Source organism: Novipirellula artificiosorum (assembly GCF_007860135.1).
Classification (GTDB): domain Bacteria; phylum Planctomycetota; class Planctomycetia; order Pirellulales; family Pirellulaceae; genus Novipirellula_A; species Novipirellula_A artificiosorum.
The window spans coordinates 1,105,521-1,124,115 of the sequence record NZ_SJPV01000001.1 but is presented as its reverse complement, the minus strand read 5'-3'; the positions used below and the strand labels follow the sequence as shown (position 1 = coordinate 1,124,115).

Here is an 18,595-nt window from a genome sequence, read left to right as displayed (position 1 = left end):
ACTGTAGTGGTTGTACCAATCGAGACGATGAATCCGTTTGAACGGGCGAGCGCGCACGTTGTTTCCGTTCAATGGGTATGCTCTTTGGTACACACCACAAAGGTGGTCGCAAATGCGGCGTTTGATATACTGCACTTTGACCCTGGCGTTGTCGCTTTCCACAGTCGCTAGCAATGCGTGGGCTCAAGGTTCATCGAAACCGGAATTACGCAAATTAAACGTACCGGCGGCTCAAAGCCGCGGGCTGGCCACTCGGCTCAGCTTGATGTATCGCGACATTGATGGCGTCAAGATCTCTTCGGATCTGAAGAACGGCCAGTTGCTCGTGATGGCTCCCGAGGCGGCTCAGCAACGAATTGCGAAAGACGTCGTCTCGTTGCTTCAATCCGGTGAAATCCAACAAGCTTCAGCGATCGGGCCGGTTCAAATCCAGCTACGAAGCATCAGTTGGCGAGAGTTCGAGGACGGCTTGAAAAAGCTGGCCGGTACGCCCTTGCCGATCACCACCAGCCAGAATGGCGAACGTGCGTCGTTCCAACTCAACGCCATCCCGTTGACGGGGACCACGATCGAAGTCGATCGTAGAAACAACTTGGTCACGGTCACGGCGCCGAACTCCACGCAGGACGGATGGCGTCAAATCATCGGGACGCTCGACGAGCCACCAACGAAGCTGACAGAAGTGACGGAGCTGTTGCGGCTGGAAAACGCCGAGCCCGCTCCGGTGCAACGAGCGATTCAAGTCTTGGGCCAACTCGACGCGCGGAAGCTTTTGCCGGTCGATGCGAATCAAGGATTCCGCAACGCCTTGTTTCAACAAGACGCCGGTGCTGCACCCTCGGTCGAAGGTGGAGATTCGTCTGCCGCTGCGAACAACGAAGGTGGCGGTTTCGAGGACGGCACAGGTGCGGACCCCGCCGAGGGCGGTTCGGGCGTGATCGGAGACACCCAAATCCAATTCGTTCCTGAACTGGGAACGATCATCATCAAAGGGGCCAAACGCGACGTCCAACGCGTGATGGATGTGATCCGCGAAATCGAGAAACAAAGCGAGGTCACTCAGCCCGATATCGAAGTGATTGAGATGAAGTACGCGGATAGCAACGCGGTCGCAGAGCTACTCACGCAGCTTTACGACGATGTGTTGTCCGCTCGACAAGGTGCCGTCAGCATCACCGCGCTCGACACGCCCAATGCACTGCTTCTCATCGGACGCAGTGAAGCGATCAACAGCGTCCGCGACTTGATTGCGAAGGTCGACATCCCGATTGACGAGTCGAGTCGACTGCGGATCTTTCGATTGCAATATACCTCAGCAGCCGATGCCGAGGAGAGCATTCGCGAGTTCTTTACCGCGTTGCCGGGCTCCGACGATGATCCCCGCCCCGCCCTTGGGCCTCGAGTGCGGATCACGGCCGACTATCGAACCAATTCGCTAATCATCAGTGCTGCACCTCGGGACATGGCCGAAGTCACTCGATTGATCAATGAGTTGGACGTTCAACAGCATTCCGCCAAGAGCGAAATCAAGATTTTCCCGCTCAGCAATGCCATTGCCGAAGACCTGGCACCCGTGATTCAAGAAGCGATCAGCGGTGAAAGTGAAGTGGATGGTGATGGAAACATGACAACGCCTTCGACCACCATTTCGATCGTCCCGCTCGGCGACAATGGAAACCAGATTCTTGACTCAGGGATTCTGGCGGGAGCGGTTGTGACCGCCGATACGAATGCAAACTCGATCGTCGTTCGGGCACCGGCCGCCAGCATGCCATTGATCAGCGAGTTGATTCGCCAGTTGGACATTGCCCCAGGAATCGCCTCGTTGGTGAAAGTTTTCACGATCGAGAATGGAGACGCCACTCAGTTGACTGCGGCCTTACAGGATTTGTTTGGAGACGACGCGGCAACCGGTGGGACGAGCGTTGGTGCAGGCAACTTGACCGGCTTGCCGTCCTCGACCGCCTCGGGTGACTCTTCGCTGGTCCCGCTACGGTTCAGCACCGATCAACGGACCAACAGCATTATTGCCAGCGGTTCGGCGGACGATTTGGAAGTCGCCGAGAGCATCTTGCTGCGTCTCGATACTACTGGTTTTTCCGAACGGATTACCGAAGTGATCTGGATGCGACACAGTGATGCTGCAAATATCGCAACAGCGGTGAGCGACTATGTGACACAGCGATCGACACGATTGAACTCGATCACACAGTTTCAACAAGGCGGGTTAGGGCCCTTCGACTTGCCCGACCGTGACCTGATCGCAATCGCGGAACCGATCAGCAACAGTTTGCTGCTCAGTGTTTCACCTCGGTTGTATGAAGACGTGCGACGATTGATCGACAAGCTAGATCGCCGCCGTCCGATGGTCTTGATGAAAGTGTTGTTGGCCGAAGTACGACTCGGCGACGAATTCGAAATCGGTGGCGAAGTGGGTTTGCAAGACTCGTTAATGTTTGACCGGGGCATTGCAACCGGATCGATCGCCACCAATAACCCTCAATCGGTTCCCGGCTTCACCTACAACGGTAATGGAACGCCAAATGTCAACTCGTTCGGTCAAGAAAGCTTGGCGGGACGCGGGTTGAGTAGTTTCGGCGTGGGATCGACCAATAGCTCACTGGGTTATGGTGGGTTTGTGTTGAGTGCCGCCAGTGAATCGGTCAGCTTGTTGCTGAGAACGCTTCAAGATGCACAACGGCTGCAGATCCTCAGTCGTCCTCAGATCATGACGATGGACAACACCGAAGGCTTTGTTCAAGTAGGACGCCAAATCGCACGAGTGACCGGTGTGATCAACAACGGCGTTGCTGGAACTCAGGTGGTCACCGAAGATATCGAAGTCGGCTTGATCATGGAGGTCCGGCCCCGCGTTGGTGCAGATGGCTTGATCATTATGGACATCAATGCCACCCGCTCGGCCCGTGATGACAACAACGGTACGGTGGTTCCAACCGGAGACGGGGGAACCGTGACCATCGACGACATTCTGCGAACCACCGCGCAATCGACCGTTGCCGCCTACAGCGGACAAACCGTCATTTTTGGTGGTTTGATCCAAAAGACTCGCGTCGCGACAAGTCGCCGCGTGCCTTACTTGGCCGACATCCCCGTACTCGGCTACTTCTTCAAGTACGACCGAGAAGGTGAAGAACGAACCGAGATGCTGGTGATCCTCACTCCGATGGTGATCAACGGCGAAGAAGACCTCGATTATGTCAAAGCCTCCGAATCGAGCCGAATGAGTTGGTGTCTGGCGGATATTGTCGAAATGCACGGCGACGTCGGCCTGAGCGGTGGCTACGGTTTGTGGGGACCTGCGGTCGGTGGAACGATCTATCCCGACATGCAGCCTACGATCGACGACTTCCAAAAACACTCCGATTCGGGCGACCGACGGTATTATCCCGACACAGATGCAGCAGACGTGTTTTGCCCCGATGCGGATTCCGTGATGATCTCCGACGATGCTCACAGCGAGGGCTTGATCCAGACGGCACCCGCGATGATCAATCAGGGCGCCTCCTCCTTGTCCGAAGGTGCGATCTATGGATCTACCTTATTGCCAGAGCAGCAAAGCACGCAGATGGTGCCGCTTGAAGCGACGTCGTCGCCCAACGCGATGTACCTGGACACGGGTGCTGGGGTCAACGGAGCGACCGATGGCCGAGTCACGCCATCGATGTCGGAACCCATCTCGAATCCTTATTCGGAATCGATCCCGCAAGATGCGTTATCGATTCCAAGATCCACACAACCCCTCTCACCAGGGTTCCAAGAGGGTGCGTCGCGAGCCCCGGTGACGCCGTCGACCAACGTGTCACGTCAAGTCAGTTGGCAAAATGCGAATAGTGTGTCCCAGCCGGCCGCATCCTTCCCAACACGACTCGGCGCGTCGGGCCAAAAACCGACGACGCAATCCCAGAACTCCACTACACAACCGATTCCGAGTATTTTCCCGCAAGCATGGATTCGCTGATGAATACGATCTTCAAACAAAGCCTTACGTTGGTCGCGGTCATCGCGATGCTATCGAGTGTTGGATGTTCAAGTCTGTCGAGCAACAAGTCGAGCAAGTCCTTTGCCGAGTGGATGCCGTGGAGCAAAAAGAAGGACGTCATCGTGCCGTACCCGAACCCGGTCAAGATGGCGACCACCTGGACTCCCGATACGCTCGTCCAGACAGGGCGAACGCCGACTCGCGGCTTCGGAGGCCGAATTTTCTTCTACGACGAAAAATCACGCCCCGTGCCCGTCGAAGGGACCTTGGTCGTGCATGGGTTTGACGAAGAAAGTTCGAATCCAGAAAAAACGGTCAAGCGTTTCGAGTTTACACCCGAGCAATTCACCCGACACTTCAGCCAATCGGACTTGGGCGCTTCCTACAGCGTCTGGATTCCGTGGGACGCGATCGGCGGTGAACCCCGTCGGATTTCTCTGGTCGCATCCTTCAAACCTCTCGCCGTCGAGAGCAGCGAATTGACCGCCGACGGCAAGCCGTACCCATCGCCAAAGCTGGTGCAAGGGGTCCCCTCGACCATCATGTTGCCCGGTGAAAAGTCCCGAATCAACCAAATCGCCGAAGAGCAGTCCCGTTTGTCGCCCCAATACCAAGAGTACAAACAGGCGACCGCCGGAATCAACACGCGCACGTCGGGGTTGACGACGACGACTATCGAGAGACGTCGTTCGCCGCTTTCCAATCGAAAATCGATCCCATCGATCTCGGTCCCGGGAACCCAGCGGTTTGATGGTGACTCGGGCATTGCACAGTCAACGTCGGTGCCGTCTCAAGAAATCCGCATGGCATCGCGTCCGACCGTCGACACCGTGTTGCCCGCAAGTGCAACGATGCCGGTAAGGTAACATGTCGCCACCTACCGTCTCGACCCAGCGTCGTCGACTGACACAGCGACCGGACTCGCCACCGTGGCGAGTCCACATGTACGATGTCATCTTTGAAGCCGACACGCATGCCGGACGCTGGTTCGACATTGGATTGCTCCTTGCGATTCTTGCCAGCATCTTTTTCGTTTCCCTCGAAACGGTTGATGGTTACGCCGACAATGACTGGATCCAAGTGGCCGAGTGGGCACTGACGATTCTGTTCACCATTGAATACGTCCTCCGCTTAGTCTGCTCGCGCCGCCCCCTTCGTTACGCCCTCAGCTTTTGGGGGATCATCGATTTGCTTAGCATCGCGCCAGGCTACTTGACGCTCTTGATTGGCAGTTCTTCCAGCGCCTTGCTGACACTCCGCAGTATCCGATTGTTGCGCGTTTTTCGCGTCATGAAGCTGTGGCGGATGATGAACGAGGCGAACGAGTTATCAACGGCGATTTGGCGAGCACGCAACAAGATCGTCGTCTTCTTGTCGGTCGTTCTCGTTGCGGTGACGATCAGCGGTTCGTTAATGTATCACGTCGAAACGTTGATGTTTAACGTCGACCCTGAAAAAAAAATCAACACCGAAAGCGATTTCACGTCCATTCCGCAAGCGATGTATTGGGCGACCGTGACGATGACCACTGTTGGCTATGGCGATGTCGTTCCGAAAACCGTGATCGGAAAAATCATTTCCGCAGCCCTGATCTTGCTCGGCTACAGCTTGATTATCGTGCCAACGGGATTCGTGAGTGCCGAAATGATCAACGCGAAAGGTACCATGGCGGACGACCGCACCGGCTGTCCCATTTGCGAAGCGACGGGGCATCGAAGCGAAGCACATTACTGCTATCGTTGTGGTTCGAGGATGTCGTAAGGTCACGGTGACGCCAAGGGCGGATGAGAGTCGGGCCCTGCCGTGACTTCAGACGCCCAACCAAGGCTTCACCACGTAGAAGGCCAAAGCGGTAACGAGCACGACCGCAATCAGGTTCAAGTAAATGCCGGTGCGGGCCATTTGCGGAATCGTGATCTCCCCCGACCCAAACACGATGGCATTCGGGGGCGTGGCAACCGGCAACATGAACGCGCAACTGGCGGCCACCGTCGCAGGGAAGATCAATAGGTAAGGGTGGACCCCTAACCCAGGCGCCAGTGCCGCCAACACGGGCACGAGCGATGCTGTGGTTGCTGCGTTCGACGTCAATTCCGTCAGAAAGACGATTGCGATCGAAACGATCAAGACAATCACGACCGCCGGTAACACGGCGAACACGCCCGCTTGGCTGCCGATGAACTCGGCAACCCCGTTTGCCTGCATTGCGGCCGCCAAACTGAGTCCACCCCCGAACAAAAACAAAATCCCCCATGGCATCTTGGATGCATGCTCCCAATCCATCGTGAACACTCGGTTCTTGACCTCAACCGGTATCACAAACAGCAACGAAGCACCCAACATGGCGATCACCGGGTCCGAGAGATTCGCCAAAGGACGATAAACGATGTCGCCAAAAGGAATTTCCAGACGCGTCAGGAGGGGGCGAACGAACCACAACAGCACGGTCACACAAAACACAACCAACGTGTTCCACTCGCCACGTTTGACTGGCCCGAGCTTGTCCAGCTCTTTCTTTACAAGCTGTGCCCCTCCTGCCATCGTGATCCCCTTGATCGGAAAAGCGAATCGCGTCAACACCAAATAGATGATCGGCAACATGACGACGGCGAAGGAAACGCCAATCGGTAACCATGAAAAGAAGCTGAAGTCTTGACGGTATTCGGGAGCGATTTTGTCTCGAAGAAAACCGACAAGAAACGCATTGGTGGGAGTGCCGATGATGGTCATCACGCCACCGACCGACGCGGAGTAGGCAATGCTGAGCAACAAGCAAACGCTAAATGGGCCGACACGATCGCGTCCCGCTTGCAAGTCGGGTGATTGCGGATCCCGAGTCTCGTCACGATCCGATTGACGCAGCAGCCCAATCACGCTCAACGCAATCGGTAACATCATCGCGGTGGTCGCGGTGTTGGAAACGAACGCGCTGAGTACCGCCGTGACAAGCATAAATCCGGCGACCATGCCCGTCGCGCTGGTTCCAACCACTCCGAGGGTTAGTAAAGCGATCCGTCTCCCGAGGCCCCATCGCTGCATCGAGAGCGCGATGATGAAACCACCAAAGTACAGAAACACCAAGGGATCGGAATAGGGAAAGCAAGCCTCCTTGGCCGTCGTGGCTCCGAGTAACGGGAACAGCACGATCGGCAACAAGGCCGTGACGCTGATATGGACCGCTTCGGTCAACCACCATATCCCCATCCACAACATCACCGCTAAGGTCGCGCGGCCAGGCCAGGAAAAATCGAGCAAACGATCTGGCCCCTCGGCAGCGACCGCGTGGAACTGTTGCGGCAGCAGATACAGCGCTGCCACTGCCAACAACGGTCCGAGCACAAAACCGATCCACTGCATCGTTCCGCTGCGTTGAGGTGCGTCAGGCATCAAGGAGACATGGACTGGAGGATTGAAGAAATGAAGGAACCGAGGTGTTCACGGGTGCTCTGTGTTTCAAAGTTTCAAGGCGGGGTTTCAATCCAGCAAGACAGGCTTCGACATCCAGCAAGACAGGCTTCGACATCCGTGATCCTCAAATCTTGTGATTTCTTGTAGCAGAATCTCGCTGTTGCCATTTCGGCTTTGCTGCCATAAGTGGTTGATGTTCCTCCATTTATGGCGACCTGCACTAACGATAATGTACTGTCGCAATTCACACCGCTGGCGGCCCATGGAGCCGGTGAGACGGTATTTCCTCCACTTCACCAGAAAAACCCTTGCCGCGACGGTTTGCCGCGGCTAGCCTATGAGCGACGTGAATGGACGTGGCTCGGCGGAGCTCACGTTCATTAGGGATTTGCGGCCGCTTGCAGCCTAGAACTGCTAAAGAGCCATGATAACAAATATGACCATCGATTCTGATGCGCCCGATCTGAGGCGTTCATCCCAGCCCGTGTCGCCCGTAAGCGGCCAGACTCCGGGGCCTTCGGATCCTCTCCCAGCCGAGCAGGGACCTCCGACACGGGGCGCTTCGGCAGGAGGGCCTTCGACACAATGCGTTCACGCGGGTGAAGTAAGGCAAAAGTCCGAAGGGGCGATCTCGACCCCCATCTATACGGCATCCACCTTCACTTTCGAATCCACGGACGCGATTTTGCGGTTCGTCCAAGGCGATGAACAACGTGAAGAGTATGGTCGTTATGGATGCCCAAACGAGAAAAGTGTCGAGGCGAAACTCGCTGCACTCGACCACGCTGAAGAGGCGATTCTGTACAGCAGCGGAATGGCGGCAATCGTCGGGCTGCTGATGACGAAACTCAGTGCGGGTGATGAAATCGTCTTCTTTGACCAGTGCTATCACCGCAGCCGCGAATTTTGCAGCAAGCATCTTTCGCGTTTTGGCGTGATCACCCACCAAGTTCCCACCGGCGACTTTGACGCCTTGGAATCCGCGATCACGTCACGAACGAAGATGCTGGTCAGCGAGTCGCCGACGAATCCGCATCTGACGGTCGTCGATCTTGAGAAGTTCGCCGCGGTGGGAAAGGCCAATGAGGTGGAAACCCTGATCGACGCGACCTTGGCGACTCCCTTCAACATCAATCCAATCGATTTCGGTGTCGATTATGTTTGGCACTCGGCAACGAAGTACCTCGGCGGGCACAACGATTTATTGGCGGGTGTGATTTGCGGTCGTCACGATTCACTTGAGCCAGTTCGGGGCATGCGAGGCATCTTGGGCAGCATCAACTCGCCTCAGAACCTGTACATGCTCGAACGGGGACTCAAAACATTCGGACTTCGCATGCAGCGACACAACGAAAATGGGCTGGCCGTCGCGCAGTTCCTGGAAAAGCATCCGCGCGTCAGCCGGGTGTATTACCCAGGCGCCGAATCTCATCCCACTTCCTCCATCGCTCGGCAACAAATGCGAGGCTTCGGCGGATTGATCACCTTCGAGGTCAAAGATGCCGATTGGAAACAAACCTCGCGTATCGTGGATGCCGCGAAATTGGCCCGTATCGCGCCGAGCCTCGGTGGAGTCGAATCGTTGATCGAACAACCTTACGTGATGAGCTATTTCAACTACACACCCGAAGATCGGAAACGCTTTGGGATCGCAGACAACATGATTCGGATGTCTTGTGGAATCGAAGACACCGAGGATTTGATTGCCGACATCGAGCAAGCGTTGACGGCATGAACAAGCAACGATCGGATGCCGATTTTCGCACCCGCGCGATCCATGTCGGAAACGAAATCGACCCTGCGACGGGCGCCGTCGTTCCGCCGATTCATCTCGCCAGCACGTTTCGCCAACCGGCTGCTGGCGAATGGGGCGAATTTGACTATTCGCGCAGCGGGAATCCAACTCGCCGTAACCTCGAAACGACGTTGGCGTCACTCGAGGGCGGTTCCGATGCCTTGGCATTTTCGTCAGGCATGGCCGCCATTCACTGCGTGACGATGTTGCTACGCAGTGGCGATCATGTTGTCGCTGGGTGTGATTTGTACGGCGGTGCTTATCGACTGCTGCACAAGATTTGTGACCGCAGCGGTATCGACGTCACGCTTGTGGACATGACCGACCCGGTGGCGGTCGAATCCGCAATCACCGCAAAGACCCGACTGATTTGGGCCGAAACGATTGGCAACCCGCGGTTGACGATCCCCGATTTGGATGCATTGGTAGCGATTGCCCGAGGACGGGAATGCCTGTTCGGCGTCGACAATACCTTTGGCACTCCCGCTCTCGTCCGGCCACTTGAAAAAGGGGTCGATATCGTCATGCATTCCGCGACCAAGTACCTGGGTGGGCATAGCGATTGCCTGGGCGGAACGTTGGCGGTCGCGGATCGCTCCCTGTACGACCAATTGTACTTTATCCAAAATTCGACCGGCGCCGTACTCGATCCACTGAGCTGTTTCCTCGTATCGCGTGGGCTGAAAACTCTCGATCTTCGCGTCCGTGAACAGTCGGCGACAGCGCTGCGATTGGCACAATGGTTGGAATTGCATCCGCGAATCCGCAGCGTGTTGTATCCCGGATTGGCGTCACACCCTCAACACGCGTTGGCATCACAGACATTTGAAGGTGGTTTCGGCGCGATGATGACCTTCGAATTGGATGCGGGGATTCGCGAGACAGCAAAGGTTTGCGAGTCAACGACGCTATTTCACTTGGCCGTCAGCCTCGGTGCCGTTGAATCGTTGATTGAACAACCTGCGACGATGTCACACGCCAGCTACGATGCGGCAGACCGCGAGCGGTTTGGGATCACCGATGGCTTGATCCGTTTGTCGGTCGGGCTCGAGTCGTTCGAAGATTTGAGACGAGACCTCGAAGCGGCGATCGGCTCAAGCGGTGTTGCGACCGAGTCGTAAGGATCGCGAGAGCGTTCGCTCGGCATACGGAACACGCCAACCGTGATCTCCAACATCCGTGAAGCCGCTACGGCTTCCGCTACAACTCCAGCAGCATCGAGTGGTAACGGTAGGCCTCCTTTTCGGGATCAATCTTGATTTCATACGGTAACGTTCCGACCGTCACCGATTCACCCTGTTTTTCCACACGATAATAGAAGGGCTTGCCCTCGCTGCCGAGCATCGCCGAAGCGGGCAAACCAACCTTGGTCAATTCGTTGAGCGTTTCGGGGTACCGATCGAACTTCATTTGGTACTGTTTCAGCGCAATCGCAGTCCGAGTGAATCGCTGGTCCTTTGTATGGTCGACCAGCTGCTGCGCAAACGACGGCAAGTTGTTTCCAATCGACGAAATATCGGGATTCGGATCCACATAGGGCATTTTTAGCCATTGGTCGAAATAGAATCGCTTTTGTGGCTCGTCGTTCCAAGGCCGAGGGAAACGCGACGGCAACGTTCGCGCGGCCGAATTCGAATGGTCGGCCGTTCCGGGTTGCCCTTCAAGTTGCACCGCATGGGTGTATTGATCAACGATGCCGATCGCTTCACTCGGAACCACCCGCCATTCGCCGCTTCGATCTTGTGACAAAGGATTCGTTCCGTGCGCATAGTGGCGATAGCGAGACCCCCGATAGTGATCGAGTAACCATGGAGCGACCCGCAAGGCATCCATCGTGACATGATTTCGCCAGCTTTCCTCGGCATCCCCCTGCGCGGACATCAACTGCTGAATTTCGGCAAGGTCCGGCTCCGACCAAAGGTTGTCTCTCAGTGAGAGGCGAATCAACCTGCCGACCATTTGCTGGTGGAATTGAGGAATCTGGATCGCTGTTTTCGATCTCGGACCCAAAAGTTGGTCGCCCAGTCGAATCGCCTCGATCGCTCGACGGGTGTCGCCTTGATGATACGCATCCGACATCTCGAACATCAATACGGCTGACACAGGAGCTGGCATGCTTTGAAGGGTAAGATTGTCATAGTCCAGCGGATGCCAAACCGGTTGTCCAGGCTCTGGCATCGCTTTCAGCTGATCGACGATCGGTTTGACCAGGGTTGCAAACCGCTCGTTGCGTTCGGCGGTTCTAGAAGATTCGCCGGGTGGCACCCATGAAAGTGAGCGGTTTCGATGATTCATGTTGGAAACACGTTCCAAATAGTTCACTGCGACCGACGCCATCTCCAACTCCTGCCATTTGACGGTGTCGGCTTTCGACGACCGTGCGTCATACCAATCCGCGAGCGCCGTCGGCGCCATCGGGCGCTCAAGACCGGTAACGAGCTGCAAACCGGATTCACAATATCGCTGACTCTTCCAAGCCGAGAAGATCGCAATACCGAACATCGTGACAAGGGTTACCAGCGGAGCAGCAACCAACAACAAGTAATGGTAGTCGCTTCGAGTTTTGTCGTTTCTCATCGTTGCTTTTTCATTCCTTCCACCACCGATTCCCATGGCATCGCAAAAAACTGAGCCGGGTATAGTTTCTGAGGCTGATACCCCACATGGGCAATCAACGTCATCCTCTCAGGAAGGCTTCGATAACGAGGCGAGTACGGACCGATTGCGGGCGGCACCAAGCTGCTGACGGTGGCTTCGTGCATTTGACGCTCCCACCACAGCAGCTTTCGATTCGGGTCGGTGGAATAAATCTTTTGGTCGCTCAGACGGACGGCTTCCAACGCTGCAACGGCCATGCGGTCAAGTTGATACTTTGGGTCATAGCTAACACGAATCCCCAGTTCGGTGCTTTTATGACTCAGCACTTCTACACCCCCAAAAACGGCCGGGTCCAAACGATCACCCGGACCATCAGGCCACGACTCCCTCGTTGCACGGATGGCATGACGCCGTGCTTCGTTGCGAGCCGCGATCGTGGGCAACCGGGCGATCGCCACCCGAACCATGTCGCGATTCAAAAACGGTGCAGTGGTAGGTCGTGTCAAGCTTTGGGCGAGCCAAATCTCAAAACGATCCGCGACCTCCTGGTCCAACCACCGAGGGCTGCGGCGCAAGGTGCTGACCAACAAGGACGTGCTGTCGATCCAAGGCAAAAGGCTCTCAAACGCGTCGTCCGCCTGCGCGTCGTCCGCATCGTCCATCGCCGCGTCGAACCGCACCTGCTCGAACATCAACCATACCAACCATCCCCTCCAAGCATTCGAATCGATTGCGGCAGCCGAGGTGGAATCGCTTTGAAGTTGGTCAAGGTTGGTTAGCAGATCCATCGGGCGAATACGTTTGGCCTCGATCAACTCCGACGCCAATTGGACCTTGGATTCGTCCGAGTAGAACCATTCCACGTCATCAAACAGGTTCGAATCGATGGGAACCAAAACGGGGTTCGGCCTCGGCTGTTGTTTCTGCTCCATCAACCACTTCATATGCATCGATCGCGCATCACCCTCGACGCCAAACTGCTCACCGAAGAGGTCCCGCTCCCATAGCAACCTCGCTGCAAAGGACGTGCTGGCGGTGAAGAAGACGACCAATACGGCCAGCAAGATCTTTCGTAGAAAATCTCGTCGGTCCATGTACCGCTGCATCAACCACCACGTCGCCAGCATCGGAATCGCCGCGGCGAACAACCGCAACAGCACTTGCCAGCGATTGTCCAAGTCATACCAATACCATGTCGAGGGATACATCACGAAGGATACGGCCGGCGCGACAAGGGCAGCCACCGTCGTGGTCCGGATCAATTGGGAAACCCACTGACTGATCGCATAGATACCCGCGGCAGAAAGCGTCAACGACAACAAACTTGGCGACTCACCATAACGAGACGACTGGGTACCCGATGTGGCTTGGATCGTCGAGAGGATCGTGCAAAGTACCACCGATGCGGCGACCATCGCGATCGGTACCGCATGTCGAGCGATGTAGATTTTCGTCGGCGATACGCCTCGATCGGCGAGGAAGCGAAGCTGGTCGGCACTGCCGGCGAACTTGAAGACCGACACGCCGGCCCAGGAGATCGCGACCGGCAACGCCACCGCGATCGCGACCGAAGCCAAAGGAATGAAGGTCGAAACATAGTATCGAACCCGCAACAGATTCAGCATATCAGTCGGATGTCCCGCGCCGACCAGGAACATCACCGCCAGTATCGCATACAACACCCGTGACGAATGAATCGATTGCCAAAGGATCGATGACACATCGCTGTGAAAGACCGGTACTTCGTTGGAGGTAAGGAGTGAGCGAACTCGACCGAGTGCATGCGGGCGATTCGCCGACGCCGGCGACAAGACAATCTTCGCGCGGCGGTAACCAAGCAGGAACACCGTCGGAATCATCACGATCGAGAGGATCAACCAGGCATAAAATTCGACTCCCAATCCAAGATGTCGATGACTCGAGAATAACTCCGACGCGATCCATGCCAAGACGGTAGGAATCGCGGCAATGGTAAGAAGCGAGATCAAAGATAAATACTGGTTTTTGAATCGCCACGCGGTGTAAAAACCCGCGGATAACACCAACAGCGAATGGACGCCCCACATCGGAAAACTGATGGGAGTCAAATCGCTATGAACCTCGCTGGTATTGGTCAAACGAAAGCGGGAAACGAGCGGATCGGGGCCGACAAGCAGCGTGATCAAGCTTACCGCGATCACCCACATGATCAGCAACCCCGCAAGGGCGACGGCGATTTTCGTTAGGATGAGTCGCTTTGGCGTGATCGGTAGCGATGAAAGCCAATCGATCGTCCGATGCTCGCGTTCTTGACCGACCGTGACCGCCGCGGCACCGGTTGCGAAAATGCCTGGAAGGATCAAGCAGGTCAGTTCCAACGTCGCAAAAAAACCATCGACTCGAAGTGGATTGTTCCAGTATTGAAGCGTCACCAAGATCGCCACGATCACCAACAGTGAAGCCACCAGCGGCACGATTTGGATCACCTCTTTCCAGACAAGCCACGAGTTGATCGGACTCGATCCGGTTCGTTTCACGATTGCTTCGCTCATGACAACACCTCTGCCGAAGAGGTCGCGAAATCACTCGAGGTGCAAGCAATGAACACTTCCTCGAGTGTCGCGACACGGTGGCGAACGTCGATCACGCCCGCAGCTTCCCTCAGCATGCTGACCATCGATGGATCGAGATGGCGAACGATCCATTGGCGTTGACGGCCTTCGGTTTCTTCGCTCAACATCTCGGCAGGAGAGGGAAGCGGTGGCAAGGTTCGCAGCGGGTCTTCGACGTCGATCACCACATGGAAAAACGATTCACGCAATTCACTCAGCGGAGCGGTCAAGCAAATCTGACCCTGATGCATGATCGCGACGGTATCGGCGACGCGTTCCACCTCGCTGATTTGATGCGACGCCAAAAAGACGGTGCGTCCCGTGGCCGCGCGATCGATCATGCTTTCGAGAAAGTTGCGGCGTACCTTCGGGTCAAGCCCGGACGTCGGTTCGTCCATGATCAAGAGTGCGGGGTCGTGCGAGAGTGCAAGGGATAGTGCGACCTTTGCACGTTGGCCACGACTGAGGTTGCGGATTCGCTGAGCGGGATCGATCTCATAGCGACGAACCGATTCATTGAAGTGATCGCGGAACCGATCGTCATAAAACGAAGCGGTGAAGCCACCGATCTGGCTGACGGTCATCCAGTCGTACAGCGCGGGCGAATCCGAGACGTAGCCGATTTGTCGCCGGACCCCTAGCGGATCGCGTGTCGGATCCAAGCCGCAAACGCGGCAAGACCCACTCGACGGGGCTTGGTAGCCGGTCAAAATTCGAATCAGGGTGGTTTTCCCCGCACCGTTTTCACCGAGCAAGGCAAACACCGTGCCCGGTTCGATTTGCAAATCGACGCCGCGGAGTGCGTCGCAGCGGCGAAAGTGCATCGTTAGGGAATCAGCAGTGATGATGGGCTTCATGACTTGGCCTTCGGGGTTGTGCTTTCGGAGTTTGCATCGCCATCAGGGATTGAAACCCAAACCGACGGATTCGTTTTCGTCAATTGCTTCAAGTGCTTCTGCACAATCGCTTGAATTTTGTGCTCGTCCAAACCCGCGTGCCATGACTCGGCCAGCGCGACACCGATCCGCTCGGCCAGCACGTCTTCGCGTTCACGACGACAAATCGCCACCGCGTCGTCGCGGATCACCATGCCGCGTCCTCGAAGGGTTTCCACCACGCCATCGGCTTGCAGGGCGGTGAAAGCGCGAGCAACGGTATTGGGGTTGATCGCCAACTTGCCGGCGAGGGTCCGGGCGCTGGGCAACAATTGGCCCGGCCGCAGCGTGCCAGCGGCGACCGCAAACTTCACTTGACGCACAATCTGGGCATAGATCGCGACGTCGGAATGCACATCAATGGAAAGAAACAAAACGCCCTCCGGGAAATCGGAACCGCGGCAGCAAACGGAGCACAGCCACACAGCTACCTAGCAACATAGTACACCAAGCATCCTGCCTGTCAAGGGACGTTCGTGCTTTGCTCCAGCTCCGTTTGGCGGCCGCCTTCGGCAAAGCACCTCACGGGCCACGTGCTGAGGAACCGCCGCATGACAAAATGGGGTTTGTTCGCTAAGGTACCGGCGTCCTCTTTTGTATCGCTAGGAAACCGATGACTGCGCTGACCCCTTCGCCCCTTCTGCACTGGTCCGATTGGATACGGGCATCCGACCATCACGCCGAACATCGACTCAAACTGATCGAACAAGTCGAGCAAGCACTGCTTGACGATCGCCAGCGTTCCGACGAGCTGTGTCGGCAATTGGCAGCCCAACTGGAGCGTTGGCGATACCAGATTTTGAATGAGCAAAATGGGTCACTGGACGAGAAAGATCGATCGCTTCTGGATGACTTGGACCTTCATGCCAACCAGCTTCGCGGTGGCGAACCGCGTCCCCCTCGTCGTCCGCTCGACGCCATACGAAGTGACGCCCGCGACAGCGAACCGATCGCAAAATTGCCAACTTGGTTCGATGCTGCCTATCCCCTCGACCAATTGACCGCTGCGGCCAAGCAGGTCACGGACCGAGGGTTCTCGGTGCAGGTTTCCGGAGGCTCCGAAGCAGCCAAACGTCGGATGGTGCTCTATGCGCCCCTCTACGTTTCGAGCGAATGTGTGAATCACTGCACTTATTGCGGATTCCGTTATCCGCTGAAGATCAACCGCACGCATTTGCACGTCGACCAAGTGCTTGAGCAATCACGCATTTTGCGGCGCCGCGGGTTTGGCCATCAATTGATCGTCGCAGGAGATTACCCACGTCACACGTCGACCGAGTACTTTGTCGAATTGATCGACGGGCTGCATCGCGACGGCATCGAGGTCGGTATCGAGATCGCGGCTCAGTCCACCGAATCTTACGCGGCCATGGTGGACGCCGGGGTACGCAGCTTGGCCTTGTACCAAGAAACGTTCGATGAAGCGGATTACCAAACGTATCACATTCGGGGTCCGAAAGCATCGTTTCATTGGCGATTGGAAGCGCCCGAGCGGGCAGCCGAAGCGGGGATCGGGCGGATCGGGCTTGGGGTCTTGTTAGGATTATCGGATCCGGTCGCCGACGTCACCGCAATGCTGCGTCATGGGCAATACCTGCGAGACCGATTTCCAAATTTGCAGCTCGCCTTCAGCTTGCCACGTATCCACGAAGCGCCCGACGATTTCGACATTCCTTATCAAGTGACCGACGAGATGCTTGTCAGGCTTTACAGCGTTTGCCGGCTGTCATTTCCGGACGCCGAGTTGGTGTTGTCGACGCGTGAGCCGGCCGCTCTACGCGGCCAGTTGGCCCAAATCTGCATCACACAAATGAGCGCTGGCAGTTCAACGGCACCGGGTGGCTACCGCGATCAAAGCGAACCGGAATGTCCGGGTGGACCGGAATGCCTGGGGGAACAATTCCCCGTCACCGACGAGCGATCCGCCGACGAGGTTGCTGCATGGCTGATTCAATCCGGCTTTGAAGTTCGATGGTCGTTTTTGCAACCCTAACGTTTGGCTGCTCCGCATCGGTTCCTTTACGAACGCCCCTTTCGAACGAAGCCTTGAATGAACGCCGAATCGACCCCTGGTCCGACATTTACGATGATCTGCTGTGCCCACGGTGCCGAACCGCTGGTGAAAGAGTCGATCGCGGGTGAAGGATGGCGACTGGCGTTTTCGCGGCCCGGTTTTGTCACCGCCAAACATGATGAACGTGTCCCCACCCCCTCGGGCACTTTCATTCGCACCGCCGCGACGTCGATCGGGCAAGCCCGCAGCCCGAATGCGAGTGAACTTCTCGAATCGTTGCGGAAGTCGCTCGCCGACCACTACCCGGCGGAGCATCGCTTCGACCAACTTCACGTTTGGCCCAAGGATCGCGCCCCGATTGGACGGTTCGATTTCGAGCCTGGTGTCGATGAGGTTTCCAGAGCGGTTGCCGCTGAAATCTACGCGGCCTTGTCGCCGGACCACTTGCGTTGCGACGCAGCCAACCGAGTCGCGCAGCCGGGTGAACGTGTATTGGATGTGGTCTTGGTCGAGCCCGCGCATTGGTTCTTCGGCACCCACGTTGCCTCAACTTGGCCCACCCGGTGGCCAGGTGGAATTCAGCCAATGGACTTGGCGGAAGAGCCGGTATCGCGAGCATACTACAAAGCCGCCGAAGCGATCCAATGGAGCGGTTTTCCGATTCAACGAGGTGATTTGGCGGCGGAAATTGGTGCCGCCCCCGGTGGGGCATGCGGTCGATTGCTCGAACTCGGTTTGAAAGTCATTGGAATTGATCCTGCGGAGATGGACCCCCGAATCAGCGAGCATCCCCATTTTCGGTACATCCAAGCCCGTGCCGGCGATTTGCCTCGCAAAGACTTTCGGGGCGTGAAATGGATTTTAGTCGATTCGAACGTGAAGCCCGAGCAAACGCTTGTCACGGTGGGCAATATCGTCACCAGTCGTTACAGCGACGTACGAGGACTGTTGATCACGTTGAAATTGGGCGACTACAAGGCGGCCAAGAAGATCGATCAGTGGCAGCAGACCGTCGAGACATGGAACCCCAAAGCGATCCAAGTTCGCCAATTGGCTCGGAACCGCTGCGAGGTTTGTTTTGCAGTCAGGATGAAGTAGGCCAGGTGCCAACCTCCCACCGGTTGTTTGACCCGATATTCGATCGCCGCGTTCGCGACGGGACGACCTGACGACGTGACGGTTTCCTGGGTATCGCCTAAGAAGGACGGGGCTGATATGTTGAAGACCGAGCGTCGAAAAGGATCAGGCACGACC

General features: G+C 56.5%; 12 protein-coding genes. 7 read left to right on the top strand and 5 right to left on the bottom strand.

Translation table 11 applies throughout. The features are described from left to right. Positions 1–112 precede the first annotated feature (112 nt). From Poly41_RS03940 to Poly41_RS03930, 3 genes are read left to right on the top strand one after another with little or no spacing between them, the layout of a single operon-like run. Positions 113–3,979 carry a secretin N-terminal domain-containing protein gene (locus tag Poly41_RS03940; RefSeq protein WP_146524571.1) on the top strand — a complete coding sequence of 1,289 codons (3,867 nt, stop codon included), beginning with the start codon at positions 113–115 and terminating at the stop codon, positions 3,977–3,979. Further along, the gene (locus Poly41_RS03935; protein ID WP_146524570.1) at positions 3,979–4,866 is read left to right on the top strand and encodes a hypothetical protein; all 888 of its coding nucleotides are present in this window, start codon (positions 3,979–3,981) and stop codon (positions 4,864–4,866) included. The genes Poly41_RS03940 and Poly41_RS03935 overlap by 1 nt, the downstream gene beginning before the upstream one ends. A gap of 1 nt (position 4,867) precedes the next feature. Continuing rightward, entirely contained in the window at positions 4,868–5,761 is an 894-nt protein-coding gene (locus tag Poly41_RS03930) for an ion transporter (RefSeq protein ID WP_146524569.1), read from the top strand. Between the two features lie 48 nt (positions 5,762–5,809). On the opposite strand, the gene Poly41_RS03925 is transcribed toward Poly41_RS03930, so the two are convergent. Further along, positions 5,810–7,387: an SLC13 family permease gene (locus tag Poly41_RS03925; protein ID WP_146524568.1), complete on the bottom strand. Its 1,578-nt coding sequence runs from the start codon at positions 7,385–7,387 to the stop codon at positions 5,810–5,812. A gap of 457 nt (positions 7,388–7,844) precedes the next feature. On the opposite strand from Poly41_RS03925, the gene Poly41_RS03920 reads away from it, so the two are divergent. Together Poly41_RS03920 and Poly41_RS03915 are read left to right on the top strand one after the other, a co-directional pair. Then, complete coding sequence (locus Poly41_RS03920) at positions 7,845–9,143, top strand: trans-sulfuration enzyme family protein (protein ID WP_146524567.1); 1,299 nt, start codon at positions 7,845–7,847, stop codon at positions 9,141–9,143. Continuing rightward, complete coding sequence (locus Poly41_RS03915) at positions 9,140–10,324, top strand: trans-sulfuration enzyme family protein (RefSeq protein WP_146524566.1); 1,185 nt, start codon at positions 9,140–9,142, stop codon at positions 10,322–10,324. Before Poly41_RS03920 ends, Poly41_RS03915 begins: the two co-directional genes overlap by 4 nt. A 79-nt stretch (positions 10,325–10,403) precedes the next feature. Here Poly41_RS03915 and Poly41_RS03910 read toward each other — a convergent pair whose 3' ends face one another. The 4 genes from Poly41_RS03910 to Poly41_RS03895 are packed head-to-tail and all read right to left on the bottom strand — an operon-like array spanning position 10,404 to position 15,701. Further along, on the bottom strand, positions 10,404–11,780 hold the full coding sequence (locus Poly41_RS03910; RefSeq protein ID WP_146524565.1) for a hypothetical protein: 1,377 nt from the start codon (positions 11,778–11,780) through the stop codon (positions 10,404–10,406). Then, entirely contained in the window at positions 11,777–14,332 is a 2,556-nt protein-coding gene (locus Poly41_RS03905; RefSeq protein ID WP_146524564.1) for an ABC transporter permease, read from the bottom strand. Before Poly41_RS03905 ends, Poly41_RS03910 begins: the two co-directional genes overlap by 4 nt. Then, a complete protein-coding gene (locus Poly41_RS03900) occupies positions 14,329–15,249 on the bottom strand; it encodes an ABC transporter ATP-binding protein (protein ID WP_146524563.1) in 921 nt (306 codons plus the stop codon). The genes Poly41_RS03905 and Poly41_RS03900 overlap by 4 nt, the downstream gene beginning before the upstream one ends. After that, on the bottom strand, positions 15,246–15,701 hold the full coding sequence (locus Poly41_RS03895) for a GntR family transcriptional regulator (RefSeq protein ID WP_146524562.1): 456 nt from the start codon (positions 15,699–15,701) through the stop codon (positions 15,246–15,248). The genes Poly41_RS03900 and Poly41_RS03895 overlap by 4 nt, the downstream gene beginning before the upstream one ends. A 239-nt stretch (positions 15,702–15,940) precedes the next feature. Here Poly41_RS03895 and Poly41_RS03890 point away from each other — a divergent pair, with 239 nt between their 5' ends. After that, positions 15,941–17,320: a radical SAM protein gene (locus Poly41_RS03890; RefSeq protein WP_146524561.1), complete on the top strand. Its 1,380-nt coding sequence runs from the start codon at positions 15,941–15,943 to the stop codon at positions 17,318–17,320. Between the two features lie 57 nt (positions 17,321–17,377). Beyond that, positions 17,378–18,439 carry an SAM-dependent methyltransferase gene (locus Poly41_RS03885; protein WP_146524560.1) on the top strand — a complete coding sequence of 354 codons (1,062 nt, stop codon included), beginning with the start codon at positions 17,378–17,380 and terminating at the stop codon, positions 18,437–18,439. The last annotated feature ends 156 nt before the right edge of the window (positions 18,440–18,595 follow it).